The 24,104-nt window shown below is 27.9% G+C and carries 26 protein-coding genes; 3 read left to right on the top strand and 23 right to left on the bottom strand.

Going from position 1 to position 24,104, the window contains the following annotated elements; genetic code table 11:
• Nucleotides 1-10 precede the first annotated feature (10 nt).
• The 6 genes from ABFX13_RS00620 to ABFX13_RS00595 form a co-directional block, all read right to left on the bottom strand.
• On the bottom strand, nucleotides 11-997 hold the full coding sequence (locus tag ABFX13_RS00620) for a beta-ketoacyl-ACP synthase III (RefSeq protein WP_346041073.1): 987 nt from the start codon (nucleotides 995-997) through the stop codon (nucleotides 11-13).
• Nucleotides 998-1,032: 35 nt separating this feature from the next.
• Nucleotides 1,033-2,037, bottom strand: coding sequence for a phosphate acyltransferase PlsX (plsX, locus tag ABFX13_RS00615; protein WP_187006184.1), 1,005 nt, complete (start codon nucleotides 2,035-2,037; stop codon nucleotides 1,033-1,035).
• 12 nt (nucleotides 2,038-2,049) lie between these two features.
• Nucleotides 2,050-2,607 (bottom strand): transcription factor FapR, encoded by a 558-nt coding sequence (gene fapR / locus ABFX13_RS00610; protein WP_346041071.1) that lies wholly within the window; start codon nucleotides 2,605-2,607, stop codon nucleotides 2,050-2,052.
• 189 nt (nucleotides 2,608-2,796) lie between these two features.
• Nucleotides 2,797-2,973, bottom strand: a complete 177-nt coding sequence (gene rpmF / locus ABFX13_RS00605; protein WP_021430121.1) for a 50S ribosomal protein L32 — start codon at nucleotides 2,971-2,973, stop codon at nucleotides 2,797-2,799.
• 13 nt (nucleotides 2,974-2,986) lie between these two features.
• A complete protein-coding gene (locus tag ABFX13_RS00600; protein ID WP_346041070.1) occupies nucleotides 2,987-3,514 on the bottom strand; it encodes a YceD family protein in 528 nt (175 codons plus the stop codon).
• Nucleotides 3,515-3,658: 144 nt separating this feature from the next.
• Nucleotides 3,659-4,855 carry an acetate/propionate family kinase gene (locus tag ABFX13_RS00595; protein ID WP_147543207.1) on the bottom strand — a complete coding sequence of 399 codons (1,197 nt, stop codon included), beginning with the start codon at nucleotides 4,853-4,855 and terminating at the stop codon, nucleotides 3,659-3,661.
• A 322-nt stretch (nucleotides 4,856-5,177) separates the two neighbouring features.
• On the opposite strand from ABFX13_RS00595, the gene ABFX13_RS00590 reads away from it, so the two are divergent.
• Both ABFX13_RS00590 and ylbJ read left to right on the top strand, forming a co-directional pair.
• A complete protein-coding gene (locus ABFX13_RS00590; protein ID WP_346041068.1) occupies nucleotides 5,178-6,443 on the top strand; it encodes a nucleotidyltransferase in 1,266 nt (421 codons plus the stop codon).
• A 90-nt stretch (nucleotides 6,444-6,533) separates the two neighbouring features.
• Nucleotides 6,534-7,730 carry a sporulation integral membrane protein YlbJ gene (gene ylbJ, locus ABFX13_RS00585; RefSeq protein ID WP_346041066.1) on the top strand — a complete coding sequence of 399 codons (1,197 nt, stop codon included), beginning with the start codon at nucleotides 6,534-6,536 and terminating at the stop codon, nucleotides 7,728-7,730.
• Between the two features lie 37 nt (nucleotides 7,731-7,767).
• On the opposite strand, the gene ABFX13_RS00580 is transcribed toward ylbJ, so the two are convergent.
• From ABFX13_RS00580 to ABFX13_RS00555, 6 genes are all read right to left on the bottom strand, one after another.
• Nucleotides 7,768-8,286, bottom strand: coding sequence for a hypothetical protein (locus ABFX13_RS00580; RefSeq protein ID WP_346041064.1), 519 nt, complete (start codon nucleotides 8,284-8,286; stop codon nucleotides 7,768-7,770).
• 1 nt (nucleotide 8,287) lies between these two features.
• Complete coding sequence (coaD, locus tag ABFX13_RS00575) at nucleotides 8,288-8,785, bottom strand: pantetheine-phosphate adenylyltransferase (RefSeq protein ID WP_147543203.1); 498 nt, start codon at nucleotides 8,783-8,785, stop codon at nucleotides 8,288-8,290.
• Nucleotides 8,786-8,787: 2 nt separating this feature from the next.
• The gene (rsmD, locus tag ABFX13_RS00570) at nucleotides 8,788-9,342 is read right to left on the bottom strand and encodes a 16S rRNA (guanine(966)-N(2))-methyltransferase RsmD (RefSeq protein WP_346041061.1); all 555 of its coding nucleotides are present in this window, start codon (nucleotides 9,340-9,342) and stop codon (nucleotides 8,788-8,790) included.
• A gap of 40 nt (nucleotides 9,343-9,382) precedes the next feature.
• A complete protein-coding gene (gene recG, locus ABFX13_RS00565; protein WP_346041059.1) occupies nucleotides 9,383-11,443 on the bottom strand; it encodes an ATP-dependent DNA helicase RecG in 2,061 nt (686 codons plus the stop codon).
• A 76-nt stretch (nucleotides 11,444-11,519) separates the two neighbouring features.
• Entirely contained in the window at nucleotides 11,520-13,142 is a 1,623-nt protein-coding gene (locus ABFX13_RS00560) for a DAK2 domain-containing protein (RefSeq protein ID WP_346041057.1), read from the bottom strand.
• A 15-nt stretch (nucleotides 13,143-13,157) separates the two neighbouring features.
• Nucleotides 13,158-13,508: an Asp23/Gls24 family envelope stress response protein gene (locus ABFX13_RS00555; RefSeq protein ID WP_346041055.1), complete on the bottom strand. Its 351-nt coding sequence runs from the start codon at nucleotides 13,506-13,508 to the stop codon at nucleotides 13,158-13,160.
• Nucleotides 13,509-13,716: 208 nt separating this feature from the next.
• On the opposite strand from ABFX13_RS00555, the gene rpmB reads away from it, so the two are divergent.
• On the top strand, nucleotides 13,717-13,905 hold the full coding sequence (rpmB, locus tag ABFX13_RS00550) for a 50S ribosomal protein L28 (protein ID WP_021122933.1): 189 nt from the start codon (nucleotides 13,717-13,719) through the stop codon (nucleotides 13,903-13,905).
• Between the two features lie 137 nt (nucleotides 13,906-14,042).
• On the opposite strand, the gene ABFX13_RS00545 is transcribed toward rpmB, so the two are convergent.
• The 11 genes from ABFX13_RS00545 to fmt all read right to left on the bottom strand — a co-directional run bounded on the left by ABFX13_RS00545 (nucleotide 14,043) and on the right by fmt (nucleotide 24,090).
• Entirely contained in the window at nucleotides 14,043-14,189 is a 147-nt protein-coding gene (locus ABFX13_RS00545; RefSeq protein ID WP_346041052.1) for a 2-oxoglutarate translocator, read from the bottom strand.
• A 131-nt stretch (nucleotides 14,190-14,320) separates the two neighbouring features.
• A complete protein-coding gene (locus tag ABFX13_RS00540) occupies nucleotides 14,321-14,971 on the bottom strand; it encodes a thiamine diphosphokinase (RefSeq protein ID WP_346041050.1) in 651 nt (216 codons plus the stop codon).
• 9 nt (nucleotides 14,972-14,980) lie between these two features.
• Nucleotides 14,981-15,637 carry a ribulose-phosphate 3-epimerase gene (rpe, locus tag ABFX13_RS00535; RefSeq protein WP_346041048.1) on the bottom strand — a complete coding sequence of 219 codons (657 nt, stop codon included), beginning with the start codon at nucleotides 15,635-15,637 and terminating at the stop codon, nucleotides 14,981-14,983.
• 2 nt (nucleotides 15,638-15,639) lie between these two features.
• Complete coding sequence (gene rsgA / locus ABFX13_RS00530) at nucleotides 15,640-16,524, bottom strand: ribosome small subunit-dependent GTPase A (RefSeq protein WP_346041046.1); 885 nt, start codon at nucleotides 16,522-16,524, stop codon at nucleotides 15,640-15,642.
• Between the two features lie 146 nt (nucleotides 16,525-16,670).
• On the bottom strand, nucleotides 16,671-18,506 hold the full coding sequence (gene pknB / locus ABFX13_RS00525) for a Stk1 family PASTA domain-containing Ser/Thr kinase (RefSeq protein ID WP_346041044.1): 1,836 nt from the start codon (nucleotides 18,504-18,506) through the stop codon (nucleotides 16,671-16,673).
• Nucleotides 18,507-18,518: 12 nt separating this feature from the next.
• Nucleotides 18,519-19,268: a Stp1/IreP family PP2C-type Ser/Thr phosphatase gene (locus tag ABFX13_RS00520; protein WP_346041042.1), complete on the bottom strand. Its 750-nt coding sequence runs from the start codon at nucleotides 19,266-19,268 to the stop codon at nucleotides 18,519-18,521.
• An 18-nt stretch (nucleotides 19,269-19,286) separates the two neighbouring features.
• Nucleotides 19,287-20,321 (bottom strand): dual-specificity RNA methyltransferase RlmN, encoded by a 1,035-nt coding sequence (gene rlmN / locus ABFX13_RS00515; RefSeq protein ID WP_346041040.1) that lies wholly within the window; start codon nucleotides 20,319-20,321, stop codon nucleotides 19,287-19,289.
• Between the two features lie 8 nt (nucleotides 20,322-20,329).
• Nucleotides 20,330-21,655, bottom strand: a complete 1,326-nt coding sequence (rsmB, locus tag ABFX13_RS00510; protein ID WP_346041038.1) for a 16S rRNA (cytosine(967)-C(5))-methyltransferase RsmB — start codon at nucleotides 21,653-21,655, stop codon at nucleotides 20,330-20,332.
• Nucleotides 21,656-21,711: 56 nt separating this feature from the next.
• Nucleotides 21,712-22,416, bottom strand: coding sequence for a zinc metallopeptidase (locus ABFX13_RS00505; RefSeq protein ID WP_270646517.1), 705 nt, complete (start codon nucleotides 22,414-22,416; stop codon nucleotides 21,712-21,714).
• Nucleotides 22,417-22,418: 2 nt separating this feature from the next.
• Nucleotides 22,419-23,156 carry a DUF116 domain-containing protein gene (locus tag ABFX13_RS00500; protein WP_346041035.1) on the bottom strand — a complete coding sequence of 246 codons (738 nt, stop codon included), beginning with the start codon at nucleotides 23,154-23,156 and terminating at the stop codon, nucleotides 22,419-22,421.
• A 1-nt stretch (nucleotide 23,157) separates the two neighbouring features.
• Nucleotides 23,158-24,090 (bottom strand): methionyl-tRNA formyltransferase, encoded by a 933-nt coding sequence (fmt, locus tag ABFX13_RS00495; RefSeq protein ID WP_346041033.1) that lies wholly within the window; start codon nucleotides 24,088-24,090, stop codon nucleotides 23,158-23,160.
• Between the last annotated feature and the right edge of the window lie 14 nt (nucleotides 24,091-24,104).

The raw sequence follows: 24,104 nt of genomic DNA, 5'->3' as shown, positions 1-24,104 counted from the left end.
TGTTTCCTCCTTATATACTCCATCTAATTACAGAAGCTCCCCAAGTTAAACCGCCTCCAAATCCTACTAACACTATATTATCGCCTTTTTTTATTTTACCTTCTCTATAAGCTTCATCTAATGCTACTGGAATTGATGCTGCCGACATATTTCCATATCTATCTAAATTAACATAAACTTTATCCATATTTAATTTAAGTCTTTTTGCTGAAGCTTCTATTATTCTTATATTAGCTTGGTGTGGTATAAGGTAATCTATATCTTGTATATCAAGGTTTGCACTTTCAACACACTTAATTGATGCATCTTGCATTATTCTAACCGCAAACTTAAACACATCATTTCCTGCCATCTTGACATAGTGCAACCTATTTTTTAAAGTTTCTTCACTGGCTGGATTTTTTGAACCTCCAGCTGGTATATTAAGATAATCTTTTCCATTTCCATCAGAACCTAAATTAGTAGATAATACTCCACCTTCATTTACAGATCCCATAACCACAGCACCTGCTCCGTCTCCAAAAAGTATTGCTGTAGATCTATCTTCATAATCTAATATTCTAGATAAAGCTTCTGCTCCTATGACTAAGACATATTTATATGTATTAGTTTCTATAAATTGTTTAGCTACTGTCATACCATATATAAATCCTGAACATGCTGCTTCTAAATCAAAGCATGCTGCTTTTGTTGCTTTTATATTAGCTTGAACTAAACATGCTGTAGAGGGAAATATCATATCTGGAGTTATTGTAGCTACAATTATTAAGTCTATATCTTCTGGAGTTAAATTTGCATCTTTTATAGCATTTAAAGCTGCTTTTGTTGCAAGGTCTGAAGTTGCCTCATTTTCATCTGCAACTCTTCTTTCTTTTATACCTGTTCTAGTTCTTATCCATTCATCTGATGTATCCATTATCTTTTCAAGGTCAAAGTTTGAAATTATTTTTTCAGGTAAATAACTTCCAACTCCTAATATACCAGCCTTTGTATTCATAAATTAACCTCCAAGTTGGATTATTTCTATTTATCTTAATCTTCTTCTTCAATAGTCTTTATAAATTCTTTTATATCTTCAACTACATTTCCTTTAGAAAACTTAATAGCTTGATTTATAGCATTTTTTATAGCTTTTGCATCAGAACTTCCATGTGCCTTTATAACTCCTCCATTAACTCCTAAAAGAGGTGCTCCTCCATATTCTGAGTAGTCCATCATAGTTTTTAATTTTCTCAAGTCATCTTTTAAAAGAAGGGCTCCTAATTTACCTTTAGTACTTGCTAAAAATGTTTCTTTTAGGAGTCCTAGTATAGACATTGCAATTCCTTCTGCTGATTTTAGTAATATATTTCCAGTAAATCCATCACACACAACTATATCTGTATATGAATTTATAAGTTCTCTAGCTTCTATATTTCCGATAAAGTTTAAATCTAACTTCTTAAGTTCTTCATATGATTTTTTTACTAAATCATTTCCTTTACCCTCTTCAGTCCCAACATTAGCAAGGGCAACTCTTGGATTTTGAAGACCCAGTACCTTTTTAGCATATATATTACTCATACCTGCAAATTCAACTAAATTAATTGGCTTACAGTCTGCATTTGCTCCTCCATCTGCAATAAGAGTCATTCCTCCTTTTACATTTGGTATTGCTGGACATAAACAAGGTCTGTCTATTCCTTTTATTCTTCCTACTACAAATAGCCCTCCTGCTAATAATGCTCCTGTATTACCTGCAGACACTATTGCATCAGCTTTATTTTCTTTGACCATTTTCAAAGCAACAACCATAGATGAATCTTTTTTAGATCTTATTGCTTTTACTGGTTTATCTTCGTTTTCTATAATTTCAGTAGTATGCACTATTTCTAACTTATCTCTATCAAATTCGTATTTTGAAAATTCATCTTCTAAAATATTTTTATCTCCAGTAATTATTACATCTATACCGTACTCTTTTATAGCGCTAACTACACCTTCTACATTAGACTTTGGTGCGTTATCTCCGCCCATTCCATCAATTACAATTTTCATAAATTTCTCCTCCTAAACTAACTCTTCAAATATAAATTTTCCTCTAAATATCTGTTCTTGCGCTTTATTATTAACTACAACTTTTACATAATGTTTTTTATCAACATTTTTATATATTTCCGCTTTTGCTATAAGTCTATCTTTTTGTTGTATATGCTTAAGCGTTTTTATGTTCGCAAATCTCATTATTACTTGAGGTGCATCTATTATAGCCATAGCTAAAGAATTTGCTAGTGAAAATATATATTCATCTTTAAGAGTTCCAGTTTTGGAGTAAATCATATCTTCGGTAATATCTAACATAGATATGCCTAATTGACCAACAGATAGGTCAATTATCTCTCCTGTTATCTCTTTTATACCTAAAGTCTTAACTTTAGATGTTTCAGTTTCAGCTATCTGCTTAACTCTTTCTCTAAGCTCTGGAATATTTAATGAAAGTCTATCAAGTCTTATAGTTTGTATACTTACATCAAATACATTTGCCAATTCTTCATCTGTATAAAAAGGATCATCCTTTAGCATCTCGACAAGTTCATGTTGTCTTTCTGCTTTGCTTTTCTTTTTCATATTACCTCCAAGTTTTTATAGTTGGAATTAGTACCAACTACTAATAGTAGTATATAATATTAATTATAAATAATCAACCATTATTTATCTTTTATTTATAATTTTAGATATATTTAAATTTTATCATAAGTTTTGCCGTAATTAAGCAAAAAAAAACATGTAGAGTATTCTACATGTTTTTTAGAAGTATTACTTAGATACAACTTCTTTACCTTTATAATATCCACAGTCTGGACATACTCTATGTGGTAACTTTGGCTCATGACATTGTGGGCAACTTACGAATCCAGTTGCTACCATTTTTGAGTTAGCTGCTCTTCTCATTTTTGTATTTGATTTAGATGTTTTACGCTTTGGTACTGCCATTTACGCCACCTCCTTAGTCATTTTTAAACATTTCTTTTAATTTAGCAAAACGGGGATCTATTACATCCTCGTCGTTCGCGACTTCATCACAAGAACAAACTTTTTTATTTAAGTTTGTCCCACAAGTTGAACAAAGACCTTTGCAATCTTCACTACAAAGAACTCTTTGAGGTAAATTGAAATCCAATGTTTGTTCTATTAAATCAATAAAGTCTACTTCATCATTTATATAAGTATAAACATCAAATTCTTCTACTTCATTTTCGTCAACTTCTTCTTTAATTAAAAATCCTTGTATAGGATAAGTTAATTTTACTTCTACTTCATCTAAACATCTAGCGCAATTATCAATTAAAGTAAATTCAACATTGCAATCTAGAAATAAACCTTTATTGGTTTTACTTATTTTCCCGTTTAAAATTATAGGAGAAGTTAATTTATAAGTATTATCACAATAATTAATACTATCAATTTTTTCGCAAAAATTCAAGTGTAAATTATCAGTTTCTCTTCTTATAATTTTATCTAAACTAATTTTCATTAAGTTCACCTCAATTTATTGCCAAATTTATTATACAAATATAAACTATGTTTGTCAAGTATTTTTACTTGATAGTTAATTCCTTTATTGGCAAAAATTAAGGTAGGTTTTAACCTACCTTAATAGTATTATATCCAGTTACAATTATTTTACTAATGCAACAGTATCTTTTGCTATCATTAATTCTTCGTTAGTTGGTATTAATAATATCTTAGTTTTAGAATCTTCTGTAGATATTACTCTTTCTTTACCTCTAACTTTGTTAGCTTCTTTGTCTAATTTCATTCCTAAGAATTCCATGTTAGAAGCTATAGTTTCTCTTATATCTATACCATTTTCACCAACACCAGCAGTAAATACTACAGCATCTACTCCGTTCATTTCTGCAGCGTAAGCTCCTATATATTTTTGAACTCTTTGAACATAAGCATCTAATGCAACTTGAGCTTTTTCATCTCCTTTTGCAGCAGCTCCTTCTATATCTCTGAAGTCACTTGATATACCAGTCATTCCGTATACTCCAGATTGCTTGTTCATTAAATCAGATAAACCAGCAGCATTTAATCCTTCTTTTTCCATTAAGAATGGTAATATAGCAGCATCTATATCTCCACATCTAGTTCCCATTATTAAACCTTCTAATGGAGTGAATCCCATAGAAGTATCTACACATTTACCACCATCAACAGCAGCTATAGAAGCTCCGTTTCCTAAGTGACAAGTTATTATTTTTACATCTTCTATGTTCTTTCCTAACATATCTGCAGCTCTTTGAGATACATACTTGTGAGAAGTTCCGTGGAATCCGTATCTTCTTACGCCATATTTAGTATATAATTCATGAGGTAATCCATATAAATAAGACTTCTTAGGCATAGTTTGATGGAATGCAGTATCAAATACAGCAACCATTGGTACTCCTGGAAGTATAGCTTCACAAGCTTTTATTCCCATTATGTTAGCTGGGTTATGAAGTGGTGCTAATTCAACACATTCTTCTATTGCAGCCATAACTTCTTCGTTTATTTTAACTGAGCTAGCGAATTTCTCTCCACCGTGAACTACTCTGTGTCCAACAGCTTCAACTTCACTTATATCTTTAACTCCACCGAATTCTGGGTGAACAACACCTTCTAATACTAATTTTATAGCATCTTGGTGATTTTCCATTGGTTGCTCAACTACAAGCTTACCTTCTACTCCATCTTTCTCTTGCTTTAATATAGAACCTTCTATTCCTATTCTTTCAACTAATCCTATACATAAAACTTCTTCATTTGACATATCTATTAATTGATATTTTAATGAAGAACTACCACAGTTTAATACTAATACTTTCATTAGTATACCTCCTTAAATCTTTACCAATAATTATGTAATAATTTTATCTACAATTAAAAATTGAACAATATTACTTGTATACATTAAACAAATTTATTCATTATTACTATATCATTTTTTTTGATAAAAGTACATACTTTATAAGATTTTTTAATTTTTTAAGTTATATGTACATTTAATTCAAGAATTATTGTTCTCATTTTTGTTTAATATTATAATAAATATAATTTATTTTTTATAATATTTTAATTCTACTTATATAATAACAGACCTTCTGTTATTTTGATATATTTTAAAGAAATTTAGCGTAAAGGAGATTTTCATGAAAATATTAGGATTAATAGTTGAATATAATCCATTCCACAATGGTCATTTATATCACTTAAAAAAATCTTTAGAGATAACTAATTCCACTCATAGTATAGCAGTAATGAGCGGAAACTTTTTACAAAGAGGAGAACCTGCTTTATTTGATAAATATAAAAGAGCTGAAATGGCAGTTTCAAATGGAGTTGATTTGGTTGTAGAACTTCCAACACTTTATGCTTGTCAAAGTGCTGAGATATTTGCTCATGGTGCTATAACTTTACTAAACTCATTAAACTGCATAGATTCACTTTGCTTTGGTAGTGAGCATGGAGATATAGATTTATTAGTTGAAATTTCAAAAATATTAATTAATGAACCTAATAAATTTAAAACTCTTTTAAAAAGAAATTTAGATGAAGGTATTTTATTTGCTTTAGCAAGAAGTAAAGCACTTTCAGAGTATATGTTAAATGATACAAATCTAAATATAGATGAAAATAAATTAAATGATATATTAAGTACCCCTAATAATATATTGGGTATTGAATATATTAAAAGTTTATTAAAGCATAAAAGTACTATAAAACCATATTCAATAACTAGAATTCAAGCAGATTATAATTCTGAAACTATAGAAAGTAATATTTGTTCGGCCACAGCAATACGAAAAACTCTTAAAGAATATAATAATTTAGATAGTGTATCTAATGTTGTTCCTATTAAGACATTTGAATTAATATCTAAGTGTATAGATAATAACTTTAATCCTATGTTTGATGAATATTATTTCGATACAATAAGGGAATTAGTTATTAGGGATTTAAGTATATTAGATTCTTATTTTGATATAAATGAAGGAATTGAGAATAAAATATATAAATCAGTATTTTCGTGTAAAAATATATTTGAACTTCAACAATCAATAAAATCAAAAAGATATACGTTAACAAAGGTAAAAAGAATACTAAATAATATACTTTTAGGCATAACTAAAGATGATATGAACACTGTAAAAAATATAATGAAATTACCTTATGTACGCATATTAGCTTTTAATGATAAGGGTAGAGAAATTATAAAGCAGATAAAATTAAACTCAGAAATAAAAATCATTAATAAATTTTCTAATGTTAACTTTGAAGATGATAGAGTCTTTGAAACTTTAATTAAATATGATATAAAAGCTACAAATATGTATAATATTCCATACTATAAAAACAACATGAATTTGCTTAAAGGGCCTATGGATTTTTATCTTTCCCCTATATACATAAAGTAAAACCTACCATTTACATGGTAGGTTTTTTATCATAGTTTGTAATTTAATTTAATATAATTATTGTAGATTATATTAAAAGTAGGTGGTGAAGTGAAAAAAAGTAAATTTATAAAATTTTTAATTCCATCTTTAATCGTAATGATAATAATTATAGGTATAATATTATTTCCAACCGAATCTATAAATGCCGCTAAAAATGGGTTTTCAATATGGGTAGATACCTTAATACCTTCATTACTTCCATTCATTATAGCAGCTAACTTAATAGTAAAATTAAAATTTGTAGATATATTAGGTTTGCTAGTAAATCCATTAACTAGAAAACTTTTTAATGTGTCGGGGAAAAGTTCTTTAGTTTTTGCTATATCTACAGTATCTGGATACCCCGTTGGAGCAAAATTAGCTTCTGAGCTTAGACAAAATAATGAAATTTCTAGATATGAAGCCCAAAGATTAGTATCATTTTGCTCTACTTCTGGTCCATTATTTATAGTTGGAGCTGTCGCAATTGGAATGTTTAATAATACTTCTTTAGGATACCTAATTCTTATATGTCATTATTTAGCTTCTTTGACAGTAGGATTACTATTTAAAAATTATGGTAAAGAATCTATTAAACGTGAAAATATAGACTTTAAATCAGAAGTTAATCTTATTGTAGCTAATAGAAAAAAAGAAAATAAAGGTTTTTTTGTTTTGTTTGGAGATGCAGTATTTAATGGTATAAACACAATTCTTATGGTAGGAGGATTTGTAATAATATTCTCAGTTGTGTTTAAAGTATTATCAATATTTAATCTTATAGACTTAGTATCTGCTGTTATTTACTTGCCTTTATCTTTTTTTGGATTTTCTAAAGAGTTATGCTCTGCTTTTATAAGCGGGTTATTTGAAATAACTATAGGTTGTAATCACATTTCTAGTATTTCAAATATTCCTGAAATTCTTAGAATTTCTTTATGCAGTTTTATAATAGCTTTTAGTGGTTTATCTATTTTAGCTCAATGTTCTAGCTTTTTAGCCCAAACTGATATAAGTATAAGCACATACATATTTTCTAAATTTTTACATGGTATATTTGCATTTATATTTACATTCATATTTTATCCATTAATAAATCTAAATCCATTATTCGAAAAGTTAACAAGTATATCTAATATATTATATAATAATTTTATTTGGAACTACTATATAGATAATTACTATTTTATTTTACCTTTGTTAATACTTATATATGTAATATTTACCTTCTTTTTATTAAAACGATTAAATACTCATACTAAATAAAAATAGCTATCTATAAATTTATAGATAGCTATTTTTATTATTCACTTAATTCTCTTCTATTTGTTGAAATTTCATCCATTATGTTTTGAAGATTATATTGTAATCCTTCTAATACATCATCTGCATATCTTATAGAACCTAACTTTATTTCTCTTGCTGTATAATCAGCTTTTTCTATTATAGCTTTGGCTTTTTCTTCAGCTTCTACTACTAACCCATCTGAATCAATATATGATTTTATTATATCTTCTGAATTTTTCTTCATATCTTCAGTTTCTTTCACAGCTTTTTCTATAATTTGCTCAGCTTCTTTAGTAGCTTGTTCTATTAAAATTTCTGCATCTTGATTAGCATTATTTAATATTTTTTGTCTTTCTTTATTTATCCAAACTGCTTGTTTTACTTCTTCAGGAAGTATTGCTTTTATATCAGCTATTATATTTAATACTTCTTCTTTATCTATCCCTGATTTATGAGAAAAAGGAATTGAACTAGCATTATTTATAGTGCTTTCTAACTCCTCTAATAATTCCATTATTTCTAAGTCTATATTCATATTATCTCCCCCTATTAGTTTTTCTTTTTAATTCATCTATTATTACCTTAGGAACTAAATTCTCTATATTAACATCAAAATGTAATACTTCTTTTATAAGCGATGAACTTATATATGAATACTTTGTAGTTGTAGGTAGTATTACAGTTTCTATATTCGGGTTTAATTCTTTATTCATATGAGCCATCTGAAGTTCATACTCTACGTCAGCTCCGCTTCTTATCCCTCTTACTAAAGTTTGAATACCATGTTTCTCGCAATAATTAACTAATAATCCATCAAAACTAACTATTTTTATATTTTTAATATGGCTTGTACATACTTTTATTAAATCTATTCTTTCTTCAAATGTAAAAAGTCCTTTTTTGTTAGGATTATATAATACTCCTATTTGTAATTCATCAAATAATTTTGCAGCTCTTTCTATTATATCCAGATGTCCATTAGTTATAGGATCAAAACTTCCTGCAAATATAGCTTTTCTAACTGTACTTTCCATTATTAATCCTCCATACAATAGAATGTAAGCGTAGTATTCCCGTACTTTTTGCTTCTATCTTTTATTAGCTTCCCTATACTTTCAGGGAATTCCTGCTTTGTATCATGTTCCACAACTATAATTCCATCAGCTTTTAATATATCAGATCCATCTATTTTTTTTAATGCATCTATAAACATATTTTCATAATATGGAGGGTCCATAAATATTATGTCAAATTTATAAGTTTTGTTCTTAACTTTGTCTATTGCAGATTTATAATCTATATTTAAAATTTCAGCATTATCTTCTACTCTAGCCTTTTTTATATTACTTTTTACTATATCTATGCTAGTTTTATTTACATCTACAAATACACATTTATTAGCTCCTCTAGATAAACACTCTATACCTAATGAACCTGTTCCTGCAAATAAGTCTAGAACATCTCCATCTATTATGTATCCATTTATTATATTAAATAGTGATTCCTTAACCCTATCGGTAGTAGGTCTCACATCTTCATTTTTAGGCGTATTTAATTTTAGTCCTCTAGCTTTTCCTGAAATTACTCTCAATATAACTGCTCCTTCCACTTTATTTTACCATAAATTACATTTAATTTAATGATATTTCTTTCAATCTATTTTCAAACTTTTTTAACACTTCTTTTTTTAAATCTTTATTCTCATAATTTACTAATTTTGGGTCTTCCCCTACTATATATCTAGCTTCTTGCTGAGCTATTTTTAATATTTTCATATGTTTAAATATATTTGCTACTTTAAGTTCTGGTAGACCATGTTGTCTTGTTCCAAAAAACTCACCCGGTCCTCTTATCTCAAGATCCTTTTCAGAAATTTTAAACCCATCTGTAGTTTCTTCCATTATTCCCATTCTCTGAGAACAAACTTCTGATTTTGATGAGTAAATCAATATACAATAAGATTTATGACTTCCTCTTCCAACCCTTCCTCTTAACTGATGAAGTTGAGCTAATCCAAATCTTTCTGCATTTTCAATTATCATAAGTGTTGCATTTGGAACATTAACTCCAACTTCTATAACAGTAGTTGAAACTAATATATCCAATTCTCTATTTTTAAACTTTTTCATTATACCGTCTTTTTCACTAGGTTTCATTTTACCATGCAAAAGCCCTAATCTCAAGTCGGCAAAATATTCACTTTTTAATTCTTCTACTAAGTCTACAGCAGCTTTTGCTTCTATAGATTCACTTTCTTCAACTAAAGGACATACGATATATACTTGTCTACCTTTTTCAACTTCAGAGCGAACTAAACTATTATAAGCTCTATCTCTTTTATCTTTATATACAGCTAAAGTCTCTATTGGTTGTCTTCCTGGTGGTAATTCATCAATTATTGATATATCTAAATCTCCATATAAAATCAATGCTAATGTCCTAGGTATAGGAGTTGCTGTCATTACTAATATATCTGGATTATATCCTTTTTCTGATAACTTATTTCTTTGTCTAACCCCAAATCTATGTTGTTCATCTGTTATTACAATACCTAGGTTATTAAACTGTACCTTATCTTCTATTAATGCATGCGTTCCTATTAATATATCTATATCATTATTCTTAACTTTTGCTAATGTAACTTCCTTTTGTTTTTTTGTTAGGCTTCCAACTAATAAACCTATTTTTATACCAAACTGTGATAGCGTTTCATTTAGAGATAAGTAATGTTGTTCGGCTAATATTTCAGTTGGAGCCATTAAAGCTCCTTGATATCCATTTAAAACGCAATTTGCTAATGATAAAAGTGCAACTACTGTTTTACCACTACCTACATCCCCTTGAACTAGCCTATTCATAACTTTATTAGAGTTCATATCGTTTAATATCTCATTTAATGCTCTATTTTGAGCATTAGTTAAATTAAATGGTAGAGAATTTAATACTTGTTTTAAATTTTGATTTTTTTCAAAAAATATTCCTGATTTTTCAGTTACTCCATTTTTAAATAAAAATAAACCTAATTGAAGCATTAAAAATTCTTCAAACACCATTCTATAAAGTGCTATTTTTAAACTTTCTTTACTTGAAGGTGCATGTAAATTTTTAACCGCATAGTCAATACCACATAATTTGTATTTTTCTATAATTCGTTTTGGTAAATATTCTTTTATTTTAATTTGTTCATTGTTAAATACTGTCTTTATTATATTTATGAGTTCTTTATTGGTTAATCCATAAGTTAATGAATATATGGGCATTATACCACATGTACTTTTAGGATTATTAGTCATTTGTTCTATTTCACATGAGTTTAATTCTATTCCATGAGAATTTTTTTTAACCTTACCAAAAACTAATATAGTATCTCCTTTTTTTAGAGTACTACTTATATATTCTTGATTAAAAAATACTAATCTTGCAAATCCAGTTTCATCTCTTACTCCTATTTTAGTTATAACTAACCCTTTTCTAATATTAGAAGTTTCTATACTATTTACAATCACTCTTATAGTTACTTTTTCTTCATCTTCTAGTTCAAATATTTTCTTTAAATTATTTCTATCTTCGTATTGTCTAGGAAAATAATATATTAAATCGGATACAGTAAATATTCCTAATTTGTTTAGTTTATTAGCCCTCTTTGGTCCTATACCTTTTACATATTTAATCTCTTTATTTAAATCACTCATATTTATCACCTTAAAATAAAAAATCCCGTATAATTTAACTTACCTAATAGTAAGATTATACAGGATTTTAAAAATATTATTCAACAGATATTAAATAATAATAAATTGGTTGTCCTCCGTAGTAAAGTTCTACATCTATATCTTCATACTTTTCTTCTAGCATGTTTTTAAAATTATTAGCTTCATGTTCACTTACATCTTCACCATAAAATAAAGTTATTATAGCACTATCTTCATCAACAAGCTTTTCTATTAGTCCTAAAGTTATATCGTCCTTACTTTCTCCAGCTGATAATAATTTACCTTCACCTATACCTATGAAGTTTCCTTCTTTTACTTCTATATCATTCATAATTGTATCTCTAACTGCATAAGTTACTTGTCCTGATTTAACTATTGATAAAGCTTCTAACATAGTAGCTTCATTTTCTTCAACTGATGCATCTGCATTAAAGCTTACAAGAGATGTAAATCCTTGAGGAACAGTTTTACTTGGTATAACTATTATATTTTTATCACTTAAAGCTTTAGCTTGATTTGCTGCCATTATTATATTGCTATTGTTTGGTAATATGATAATATTTTCTGCATTTATTGAATCTATTGCTTTCATAAAGTCTTCAGTACTAGGATTCATTGTTTGACCACCTTCTATAATATAGTCAACTCCAAAATCCTTAAATATATCAGCTAATCCACTTCCCATTGATGTTGCTATAAATCCATATTCCTTCATTGGTTCTTGTGATACAGCTGTTTGATTTTCAATTAATATATTTTCATGTTGTACTTTCATATTTTCTATTTTTATAGTTATTAATTGTCCATATTTTAAAGCTTCTTGAAGCACTGAACCAGGTTCATTTGTATGTACATGAACTTTTATTACTCCTTCATCTCCTACTACAGCTAAGCTATCTCCATAACCTAGCATTATATCTCTTATCTTGTCATAAGTTATTTTATCACTTTCTAATATAAACTCTGTACAGTAAGCAAATTTTATATCTTCAGTATTTATTTCACTTTGAGCTGATTCTGATGAAGATGTGTTAATTTTACTATTTCCGTCCGCTTTTATTATATTTCCTTTTAGGGCTTCATACATTCCTTCATATATAAGTACTAATCCCTTACCTCCAGAATCTACAACTCCAGCATCTTTTAAATTTTTAAGTAAATCTGGAGTTCTATCTAAAGATGCATTAGCTTCTTTTATAACTAACTCTAGAAACTTTAATATATCTTGTTCTTTCTTTGCAGCTTTTACAGCATATTCTCCACTTTCTCTAACTACAGTTAATATAGTTCCTTCTATTGGCTTTATAACAGCTTTGTATGCTGTATCTGATCCGCTTTTTAATGCATTAGCTAAATCCATAGAACTTAATTTATCTTTTCCTTCTATAGACTTTGTAAATCCTCTTATAATTTGGGATAATATAACTCCAGAGTTACCTCTTGCTCCCATTAAAGATCCCTTAGCTAAAGACTTACCTATATTAGTTATATCATCATCATTAACTTTTGATAACTCCTTCATAGCATAAGATATAGTAAGGGACATATTCGTACCTGTATCTCCATCTGGAACTGGGAATACATTTAGCTTATCTACTAAATCTTTATTATTTTGGAGATTATTAGCTCCAGAGATCATCATATCTCTTAGATTTTTCCCATCAATATATTGAATCATATTTTTCCTCCTAAATTACTTAACTCTTATTCCTTGAACATTAACATCTATTCTACTTACTTTTATTGCTGTCATTTTCTCAAGTGTATATTTTACTTTATCTATTATGTTATTTGCAACAGTTGATATATTTGTTCCATATTGCATTATAACGTAAAGCTCTATAGCTATTGTTCCATCTTCTAATTCTTGTACACTAACACCTTTAGTTGCATTTTCACCTTTTAGTAATTCAACAATACCTTTACTTTTATGTGCTAAACCAACTAGTCCATAACTTTCCATAGCAGATTTATATGCTATTTGTGCTATTACTTGCTTGTCTATTTCTATAGTTCCAAATTCATTGTTTATTTTAGCGCTCATGGTTTGACCCCCTAAAATTATTTTTAGTTTTATTTTTAACTTTAATATTTACTTTATATAGAATTATATATATAATTTTATATGATAACAAGAATTTCTTCAATATATGTAAGACAAATATATATTTCTATTGCATTTTTTAGAGATTTATGTTAACATAAACTGTGTTTTCAGTGTTATAGTTATCATTTAAGGAGGTGTACGAAAAATGGCAAAGGTATGTAACGTATGTGGTAAAGGTAAAGTTTCAGGAAACCAAGTGAGCCACTCAAATAAACATAGCAGAAGAACTTGGTCTGCTAACTTAAGAAACGTTAGAGCGATAATAGATGGTACTCCAAAGAGAATAAAAGTTTGTACTAGATGTTTACGTTCTGGAAAAGTTGAAAGAGCTTAGTTTTAATAAAAAAGCCTACAACCTGTAGGCTTTTATTTTTTTCTAATAAAAAACATTATTATCTTAGATAAAAATTTAGGACATTTAATAGTTATTATTTTCATAAATTTATCCCCCTTAAATTTCTAATATATATTTTACATAAATAACATTACCCCACACCCTATAAGTACTATAGATAATAGCATCATCCATAACCAATTAGGAAGTATCAATCCCAAAATAACAGTTATACCTGTAGCTAAACATAAAACTCCAAGTAAATTTCTATATTGATTTTTCAAATTATTCCCTCCTATAAATACCTTCATAAAATATAATATTCATATTTATATCCCTTTAATACAATTTAACAAAAATAGACCAAGCTATTATGATTATTTTTATAAAAATAAAAATACCAAAATAGCATATGCTACTTTGGTATTTTATTCTTAACTATTATTAAACATCCATTTTTAACTTTTATACTACATTGATTACTTTTCATTACATTAGATATACCTATTGGATTACCATATTTTATAATCGCATTCTCAAGAGGATACTCTAAATTTTCAAGTGTAACTCCACTTACATCACCTTTTGCCGGAATTATAGATATAATATCACCCTTTTTACCTTTTACATTAATACCTTCATTTTCAATCATATATAAATCTTCATATTTACTCTTAATTATAGGATTTATCCCTAACTCTTTTATATAATACATAAGATTTATATTTGCAATAGTATGATCAATACGACCTCCTAAAGCCCCTATAAGGTGAATTTCTGATATTTTTAAATCTTTTGCTAAGTGTATACATAGCTGAGCATCGGTCTCATCTTTTCTTTGAGGAAACTTTTTAAAATTAACATATTTATTTTTATAATAATTAATTATCGACTCTTCTAATGAGTCTAAATCTCCTATTATATAATTAGGTACTATATTTAATTTATATAAATGTTTCGCTCCTCCATCTGCACATATTATGTATCTGTAATCATTATTTTCAATAACATCTTTTATGTAATCAATATTATTAACTTCTCCATTTAATAAAATACAAGCTTTCATAATTACCCCTTATTTAGATGCATTTAGTCTAAATTCTTTAACTGTAGCATCTATATCATCGCTGTTAAATATCGCTGATCCTGCTACGATTACATTAGCTCCTGCTTTTACTACTTTATCTACATTTGAAGGTTTTATACCTCCATCAACTTGTATATCTACATTTAGACCTTGTTCATCTATTAAAGATTTTAATTCTTTTATTTTATCTACCATACCATCTATAAATGACTGCCCTCCAAAACCTGGATTTACAGTCATTATAAGAACCATATCTAAATCCTTTAGTACATATTTTATATTTTCTATTGGAGTTGCTGGATTTAATGCCACCCCAGCTTTTACATTATGTGATTTTATATTTTGTATAGTTCTATGTAAATGAGTACATGCTTCTTCATGGACAACTATTATATCACAACCCGCATCTACAAAATCATTTATGTAATTATCTGGATTTTCTATCATTAAATGTGCATCAAATACCATATTTACATCTTTTCTTAACGATTTAACAACATTTGGACCTAATGTTATATTAGGAACAAAATGGCCATCCATAACATCAATGTGTAAATATTCACATCCTGCATTCTCTACTTTCTTAACATCTTCTAATAGTCTTGCGAAATCTGCTGATAAAATTGATGGTGCTATTTTTATCATACTTAGTACCTCCTCTTCCCTTGTCTCTTTTCATTTAATAATTGTAGGTAACTTTCATATCTTTCTTTTGATATCTTATTATCCTTTACTGCTTCTTTTATACCACATGATGGTTCATTTTCATGCATACATCTTCCACCGAACTTACACTCATCTGAAAACTCATCAAATTCTATAAAGTAATCTTTAAGTTCAGTTTCTTCTATATCATCTAAAGTCAATGAACTAAATCCAGGTGTATCAGCTACCATACCCCCACATTCTAACTTTAAAAGTTCTGCATGTCTTGTTGTATGCTTTCCTCTTTTTATTTTATCACTAACTTCACCAGTTTGCAGTTGAAATTTACTATCTATATGATTTAATAATGTAGATTTCCCTACTCCAGATGGTCCTGCAAAAACAACTATATTCCCTTTTAATTCTTCTTTTACTTTATCTATGTTTAAGTTTTCATTATTGCTAACTGGTATTACTTTATATCCGCTCATTTCATATATTCTTTTTAAATTTTCTAGTTCTTCATCTGTAGCCAAATCAGCCTTAGTTAAAACTATAACTATATCTAAACATTCTCTTTCTGCTAAAACAATAAATCTATCTAATAAAGATAAATTAGGATTAGGATTTTTTATTGCAAATACAATTATAGCTTTATCTACATTAGATATCGGTGGTCTTACTAATTCTGTTTCTCTTTCTTTTATTTCTTCTAATACGCCTTTTTTATTTTCTTCATCAACTATACTTATTTTTACGTTATCTCCAACTAAAGGAGTTATCTTATTTTTTCTAAATATACCTCTAGCTCTACATTCATATATTCCTTGGTTTGTATCTATGTAATAAAACCCACCAATACCTTTTGTAATAATTCCTTCTATCATTTAAATCCTCCTTATAGATTAATAAAATTACTAAATACTATTATTTATATAACTTTACATAAATATTACAAAAAAGTCCAATAATTATTAATCATTGGACTTTAATATTTTAATTTATAAATAATTATATATTTAAATAATAAGTATTATTGATGTGCTTGTGTCTCTGGTTTTTCTCCAGTACCTTGTCCTGATTGACTTGTATCTCCATTGTTTGGGTTTTCTGATTGTCCTCCATCACCACTTGGAGCTCCTATTTGTCCTCCTTCAGTACTACCTGAAGTTCCTGGATTTTGATGAGATCCATCATTATTATTATTTTGATGACTCGAATTATCTCCATTGTTGCTATTTGAAGGATTTGTTTGTGATTGATTTTTATCACTATTATCTGTATTAGGTTCTTTTGGTGTTTCAGGTACTACTGGTTTTTCTTGTTCTACAACTTTAGGCCCTCTACTAACTACTAAATTTATTTTATCTCCTGCTTGTATGCTTCCTGAACTAGGAGATTGATGTAATACCACATCTTTTTCATGCGAATCATTGTATTCATAATTTACAGTTCCTAAAGTCAATTTATTTTCACTTATTATACTTTGAGCTTCTCCAATAGTAAGTCCTACTAAGTTTGGTATTGAAGTTTGTTTTTCACCTTTACTTACGACTACACTTATAGTATCTCCAGGATTTATTTGTGTACCTGCCTTTGGTGCTTGGTCAATTATATGATTTTTACTAACTTTGCTACTGTATTCTTCTATTCTAACACTTATATTGATTCCCATGTCACCTGCAACCTTTTGAGCTTCACTTAATTCCATATTAATAAAGTCTGGTGCTTTTCCTTCTTCTGTTTTATTTTTACCAAACATTGATGATGCTATTTTGCCCACAACTAGTACTTGGATTATAAGTATTATAGATAAAACTACAGCTGCTATTTTCCATCTTTTTTTACTTTTCGGATTGTCTTCTTTCTTATTCTTTTTCCTATTAGAATTCTTTTTCGGAGGTGTTTTTTCATCCTCTTCTTCTAAGTCTTCTTCATTATAATCAATTTTTGGATTAGTATTTCCCATCTTTATCGCTTTATTTAATTCATTTTCATCTATCTTTTGTGTAGCATAGTTATCATATTCTTTTATAAAATCTAAATCGATATTTTTTTCTATATACTCAATATCTTCTATAAGTTCATCTGCTCCTTGATATCTATCTGCACTAGATTTAGAAGTTAACTTTTTTATTATATTTCTAACACTTTGAGGTATAGCTACTTTTTCTTCTTGAGTAAATTCTATTTCATCATTTATATGCTGAAGTGCTATAGATATAGGGCTGTCTCCTCTAAACGGTACTCTACCTATTATCATTTCATATAAAACTATACCTAAGGAATATAAATCCGTAGTATTACCTACAAATTTGCCTTTAGCTTGTTCTGGTGAAAAATAATGAACAGAACCTATTACACTTCCAGTGCTTGTAATAGTAGAACTTGAAACAGCTTTGGCTATACCAAAATCAGCTACTTTTACAATTCTACCTTCATTAGATATAAGTATATTATGAGGTTTTATATCCCTATGTATAATCCCCTTTTTATGAGCAGCTCCTAAGGCTCTTGCTATTTGCTTAGTTATATCTAAAGCTGTATATTCATCTAAAGTTCCTTCATTTTTTATTATATCTTTTAAGTTTTGTCCTTCTATAAGTTCCATAACTATATAATGTACTTTTCCATCTTCACCAACATCATATACATTTACTATATTAGGATGTGAAAGACTTGCAACTGCTTCAGCTTCCCTTTTGAACTTCGTTAAAAATTCTTGATCATCTACAAACTCAGGTCTTAAAACCTTTATAGCTACAGTTCTATTTAACAGTCTATCTCTAGCTTCATAGACAAAAGCCATTCCTCCATCGCCAATTTTTTTAATTATTTCATATCTATTTCCTAAAACTGTCTCTCCCACTTTATCACCATCCTAGTTATATTTAATTAATATAACTGATACATTATCTTTACCTGAAACTTCGTTAGCTCTATTTATTAAACTGTCAGTTATATTATCTAGATTCTCATCTTTACATATAATATCGTATATATCTCTTTGATCGACAAAACCAGTTAACCCATCTGTAGCTAATAATATTTTATCATCTTTATTTATATCTTCTTTATAAATATCAACTATTATCATCTGCTCCGTCCCTAATGCTCTAGTTATAACATTTCTTCTTGGATGAGTTTTTGCTTCTTCTTCAGTTATCGCATTTTGAGCAATAAGTTCTTCTACCAAAGAGTGATCTCGTGTAATTTTTATTAATTCATTATATCTTAATATATAACATCTACTGTCACCTACATTTGCAATATATGCCTTATCTTTATATATTATTACTGTAGTTAATGTAGTTCCCATACCACTACATTCTTTATCTATTTTAGATTTTTTATATATTATAGAGTTTACGTCATTATAAGCTTGCTTAAGAATATCATCTATATAATTTATTTTAACGTGTTCATTTTGTATTAGGTTATTTTTTAAAAAACGTACTATATTATCTACTGCTAGTTCACTTGCTACTTCACCTTTATTATGGCCACCCATTCCATCAGCTATAGCAAATATACCTATATCACCAGATTTTGTCGGGATGATCTCTCCCTTACAACAGTCTTCATTATTTTTTCTAACTTTTCCAATATGGGAAACACAGTTATATATCATAATTTTTCCCCCTCTATTTTATTTATGTTTTCTTCTTAATTGACCACAAGCACCATTTATATCCGCTCCCATTTCTCTTCTTATAGTAGCAGGTATATTTTCTTTTAATAACATATCTCTAAACTTATATACATACGTTTTATCTGGTTTTTCATAATCTCTTTCTTCTACTTTATTTATAGGTATTAAATTTACATGACATAATAACCCTTTTAAAATCCTTGATAATTCCTTTGCATCCTCTTTAGAGTCATTAACTCCTTTTATTAGCGAATATTCAAATGTAACTCTTCTATTGGTAGTTTTTATATAATTCTTACATGCATCTATAACTTCTTTTATTGAATAAGCATTAGCTATAGGCATTATTTCTTTTCTTGATTCATCATAAGGCGAATGTAGCGATAATGCTAAGTTTATAGGTATTTTTAAATCTGCTAATTCATACATTTTAGGAACTACTCCACAAGTAGATAAAGTTATATGTCTATACCCTATATTAAGTCCATTTTTTTCATTTACTAATTGTAAGAACTTCTTAGTATTGTCAAAATTGTCAAGAGGCTCTCCACTTCCCATTAATACAATATTTGACACTCTTTTACCTATATCCTCTTGTATTTTTATTATTTGATCTAATATTTCCCATGGCTCTAAATTTCTTAATAATCCATCAATAGTAGATGCGCAGAATTTACACCCCATTCTACATCCAACTTGATTAGATATACATACTGTTACACCATGTTCATATTCCATCATTACACTTTCAATTATATTTCCATCATTTAATAAAAATAAATATTTTCTTGTTCCATCTATCTTAGATTCTAATTTAAGTTCTGTATCTAAATTTCCAATATATGAAACTTTTTCTAACTTTTCTCTTAAAGACTTTGGTATATTATTCATATCATCGAAAGTCTTAGCACCTTTATAAATCCACCCATAAATTTGAGTTCCTCTAAAAGCTTTTTCTCCTATACTTTTTATAAATTCTTTTAATTCTTCTTCAGTTAAATTTTTTAAACACACTTTATTGTCATTGTTCATATTAATTCCTACCTTACTCTTTTTAGTTTAGCTATGAAAAATCCATCCATTCCGTGTATATTAGGATATATTTTTATATATCCTTTGTCTTGATTATCTAAATCTACATTAACTTCATCAATCGGTACTAGCTCAAAGTTATCATTAATATTTAAAAATTCTTTAACTATATTTATATTTTCTTCATCATGTATAGTACAAGTACTATATATTAAATTCCCACCTAGTTTAACATATTTTGAAGCATTATTTAAAATCTTTTTTTGTATTGTAGGTAAGTCTTTTATTTCTTCTTCTTTTTTAAACTTTATTTCTGGTTTTCTTTTTATTATTCCCATACCAGAACATGGCACATCACAAATAACGTAGTCAAATTTATCTATACTATTTTCATCTATATTAAGAGCATCAAAATTTTCAACTTTTATATTTTTAAGACCTAGTCTTTTTACAGTATTATTAATAAGTTTTAATTTATGATCAAATATATCTCTTGAAATTACTTGACCAGTATTTTTCATGATAGTTCCTAAATGAGTAGTTTTACCTCCAGGTGCGCTACATACATCTAAAACTAATTTCTCTTCTTTCGGATTTGCAACTTTTCCAACAAGCATAGAACTTATGTCTTGAACCGTAAAATATCCTTCTTTAAACAACTTATTATTTTCTATGTTTTTTAGATTCTTAACCATTATAGCTTCATCTATTCCGTTTACTTTATTACAGTCTATTCCTTGTTCTCTTAATTTATTTATAAGCTCATCTCTATTTATTTTAAGTGTGTTTACTCTTATATATAAATTTGGTTTTTCTGAGTTTGCCTCTAATAAATCTTCTGTAAATTCTTGTCCAAATTCTTCTATCCACTTTCTAATTAACCATTGATTATATGAATATTTTATAGATAAATGTTCAACTATATCTTTTTTATCAATTTCCATTATATTTTCTTTTTTTCTTATTACATTTCTTAATATGGCATTTACAAACCCTGATGACTTTTTATCATATTTTTTTATAAGTGCTACACTTTCATTTACTGCTGCGTGATCTTTTATACTATCTAAAAATAGTATTTGATAAATTCCTAACCATAATGATATTTTAACATAGGTAGACATTTTTTTCGATTTTATCTTAGATAGCTTGTCTATTATATAGTTTAAATAATATTTATTTTCTATAACTCCGTAAATAAGTTCAGTAGCAAGACCTTTTTCTTGATCACTAATATCTATATCTTTAAAATTCTTATTTATAGATATATTTGAATAATTTTTATTTCTTTCAATATCATATAGCGTTTTAAATGCCAATCTTCTTGCGTTCATTAAATACCTCCATCTCTAAATAGAAAAAGTCCTAGAAACCCCTAGGACAATCTCTATTAATCATCATGTCTTTGTGCTATTGCAATTAATCTTAGTAATTGAAGTACTGATGTTAATGCTGCTGCTACATACGTTAATGCTGCTGCAGTTAATACTTCTCTTCCTTGCTTTATCTCTTTCCCTTCTAATATACCCTCATTACCAAGTTGAACTAAAGCTCTACTAGATGCATTAAATTCTACTGGTAATGTTATTATTTGGAATAATACAGATGCTGAAAATAATAGTATACCTATTTTTAGTAAAGGACCTGACATAAAAAGTCCTGCAAATATTAAAAACCATGAAATATTCGATGCAAAGTTTACTACAGGAACTAAACTACTTCTTATCTGAAGTGGAGCATACCCTTTAGCATGTTGAATAGCATGACCACACTCATGTGCTGCAACAGAAGTAGCTGTAATAGATGTTCCATAATATATATCCTGAGATAATCTAACTACATTACTTCTTGGATCATAATGATCACTTAATCTTCCTGGGACCATTTCTATTCTAACATTATAAAGTCCATTTGCATCTAATATTCTTCTCGCTGTTTGTTCTCCTGTATAACCCAACCTACTACTAACTTTAAAATATCTACTAGTTGTGTTATTAACTTTAAATTGAGCATACATAGTAAAAAGTATAGCTGGTATTAAAATAATTAACGTAGGATCTAAATGATATCCATACCCACCATAAAATGGCATCATATCTAACACTCTCCTATAAAGAATTTTATTGCATTTTCAACTTCTTTGGCATCAATTTCAGTATCTACACAAGGACCATTAGGTCTTTTGTTAAATACGCCTAATACTGGAATTTGATTTATATCTTGAACTCCAGCTGTTAAATCTCTTTCACAAGCTACAGCCACTACAGCTTTAGGCCTAAATTCTTTTATTTTTTTTCTTGCTAATGTACCACCTGTTGCTATAAATACATTAACACCATACTTATTTTGTAATTTTAATAAGTCAGCTACATTACAAAGACCACAACTTTTACAATTTCTTACGTCTGTTGTAATTTTTAGTTTACACTTACTTTTTTGAATACAATGTGGTATAAGAATAAGTATGTCTTCTGGTTTTATTTTATACCTATTGCTATATATATAATCATTGTTTAATTTAACATAAACTTTTCTTATTTCATCTTTAGGTATATTTAAAGTATTGCCTAATGCTATAAGTATTGGATATAATAAACTAATTACTTTAAAGTTAATTCTCATTATATTCTTATTTACTTTTTTGCCTTTTAAGACACTATAAGTAACTACACTTGAAAATATAGTTATAATTAATAATATTATTATTAATGTATTTACTAATATAGAAAACAGATTTTCTAGGCTTTTCATAAAAATATTCATACCTAAAAATAATACAATTAATATTAATATGAAAAAACCTATTGTTGTCATATATTTTTTAAAGTTTATCATTTTATATTCCTAATATAATATCAGTACTTATAGTATTTCCTTTTATATATTCAGATACTACCATTCTTTTCTTTCCAGACATTTGGATTTCACTTATTTGAATAACCCCATTACCTGTATTAACTTCTATACCATCTTTATCAACTTTTAATATAGTTCCTGGAGCTTTATCACTATTTTTATCTACAACTTTAGTTTTCCATATTTTCATAGTTTGATTCTCATAAGTCGTATATGCACTAGGCCATGGATTTACACCTCTTACAAGATTATGTATATCTTTAGCAGATTTATTCCAATCTATATTTCCTAATGTTTTATCCATTATAGGCGAATAACAAGTTTCATCGTCATTTTGTTTTTCTCTTGGAGCTTTTCCTTGGGCAATAAGGTCTATTGTTTCTTTTAATACATTTGCTCCATCTATCATCATTTTATCATGAAGTTCACCTGCTGTTATTTCGTCATCTAAAGGTATTTCACTCTTTAAAATCATATCTCCTGTATCTAACCCAACATCCATATACATTGTAGTTACACCTGTTTTTTCTTCACCATTTATTATAACCCAATTTAAAGGTGCTGCTCCTCTGTATTTTGGTAATAATGATGCATGTACATTAACACATCCAAACTTAGGTATATCTAATATACTCTTTGGTAATATTTGACCAAATGCCACAACTACAATTAATTCTGGATTAATTTCTTTTAATTTTTCTACAAAAGCCTCTTCTCTAGCCTTAACTGGTTGATATACATCAATATTATATTTTAAAGCCAATTCTTTAACTGGAGGCATAGCTAGTTTTTTACCTCTACCTTTTGGTTTATCTGGTTGAGTAACAACTGCTAGTACTTCATGTCCTTCATCTATTATTTTTTGTAAACATGGAACTGCAAATTCTGGCGTACCCATAAATACTATTTTCATATATATCAACTCCT

The organism is Paraclostridium tenue, assembly GCF_039521565.1.
GTDB lineage: Bacteria > Bacillota > Clostridia > Peptostreptococcales > Peptostreptococcaceae > Paraclostridium > Paraclostridium tenue.
The sequence above is the reverse complement of the archived record's forward strand: the minus strand, read 5'-3'. Positions and strand labels throughout refer to the sequence as shown.

Bases quoted from the DNA above. Each gene is read 5' to 3' on its own strand.
- ABFX13_RS00620 (WP_346041073.1), bottom strand. From the start codon at position 997: ATGAATACAAAGGCTGGTATATTAGGAGTTGGAAGTTATTTACCTGAA.
- plsX (WP_187006184.1), bottom strand. From the start codon at position 2,037: ATGAAAATTGTAATTGATGGAATGGGCGGAGATAACGCACCAAAGTCT.
- fapR (WP_346041071.1), bottom strand. From the start codon at position 2,607: ATGAAAAAGAAAAGCAAAGCAGAAAGACAACATGAACTTGTCGAGATG.
- rpmF (WP_021430121.1), bottom strand. From the start codon at position 2,973: ATGGCAGTACCAAAGCGTAAAACATCTAAATCAAATACAAAAATGAGA.
- ABFX13_RS00600 (WP_346041070.1), bottom strand. From the start codon at position 3,514: ATGAAAATTAGTTTAGATAAAATTATAAGAAGAGAAACTGATAATTTA.
- ABFX13_RS00595 (WP_147543207.1), bottom strand. From the start codon at position 4,855: ATGAAAGTATTAGTATTAAACTGTGGTAGTTCTTCATTAAAATATCAA.
- ABFX13_RS00590 (WP_346041068.1), top strand. From the start codon at position 5,178: ATGAAAATATTAGGATTAATAGTTGAATATAATCCATTCCACAATGGT.
- ABFX13_RS00580 (WP_346041064.1), bottom strand. From the start codon at position 8,286: ATGAATATAGACTTAGAAATAATGGAATTATTAGAGGAGTTAGAAAGC.
- coaD (WP_147543203.1), bottom strand. From the start codon at position 8,785: ATGGAAAGTACAGTTAGAAAAGCTATATTTGCAGGAAGTTTTGATCCT.
- recG (WP_346041059.1), bottom strand. From the start codon at position 11,443: ATGAGTGATTTAAATAAAGAGATTAAATATGTAAAAGGTATAGGACCA.
- ABFX13_RS00560 (WP_346041057.1), bottom strand. From the start codon at position 13,142: ATGATTCAATATATTGATGGGAAAAATCTAAGAGATATGATGATCTCT.
- ABFX13_RS00555 (WP_346041055.1), bottom strand. From the start codon at position 13,508: ATGAGCGCTAAAATAAACAATGAATTTGGAACTATAGAAATAGACAAG.
- rpmB (WP_021122933.1), top strand. From the start codon at position 13,717: ATGGCAAAGGTATGTAACGTATGTGGTAAAGGTAAAGTTTCAGGAAAC.
- ABFX13_RS00540 (WP_346041050.1), bottom strand. From the start codon at position 14,971: ATGAAAGCTTGTATTTTATTAAATGGAGAAGTTAATAATATTGATTAC.
- rpe (WP_346041048.1), bottom strand. From the start codon at position 15,637: ATGATAAAAATAGCACCATCAATTTTATCAGCAGATTTCGCAAGACTA.
- rsgA (WP_346041046.1), bottom strand. From the start codon at position 16,524: ATGATAGAAGGAATTATTACAAAAGGTATTGGTGGGTTTTATTACATA.
- ABFX13_RS00520 (WP_346041042.1), bottom strand. From the start codon at position 19,268: ATGATATATAACTGTGTTTCCCATATTGGAAAAGTTAGAAAAAATAAT.
- rlmN (WP_346041040.1), bottom strand. From the start codon at position 20,321: ATGAACAATGACAATAAAGTGTGTTTAAAAAATTTAACTGAAGAAGAA.
- rsmB (WP_346041038.1), bottom strand. From the start codon at position 21,655: ATGAACGCAAGAAGATTGGCATTTAAAACGCTATATGATATTGAAAGA.
- ABFX13_RS00505 (WP_270646517.1), bottom strand. From the start codon at position 22,416: ATGATGCCATTTTATGGTGGGTATGGATATCATTTAGATCCTACGTTA.
- ABFX13_RS00500 (WP_346041035.1), bottom strand. From the start codon at position 23,156: ATGATAAACTTTAAAAAATATATGACAACAATAGGTTTTTTCATATTA.
- fmt (WP_346041033.1), bottom strand. From the start codon at position 24,090: ATGAAAATAGTATTTATGGGTACGCCAGAATTTGCAGTTCCATGTTTA.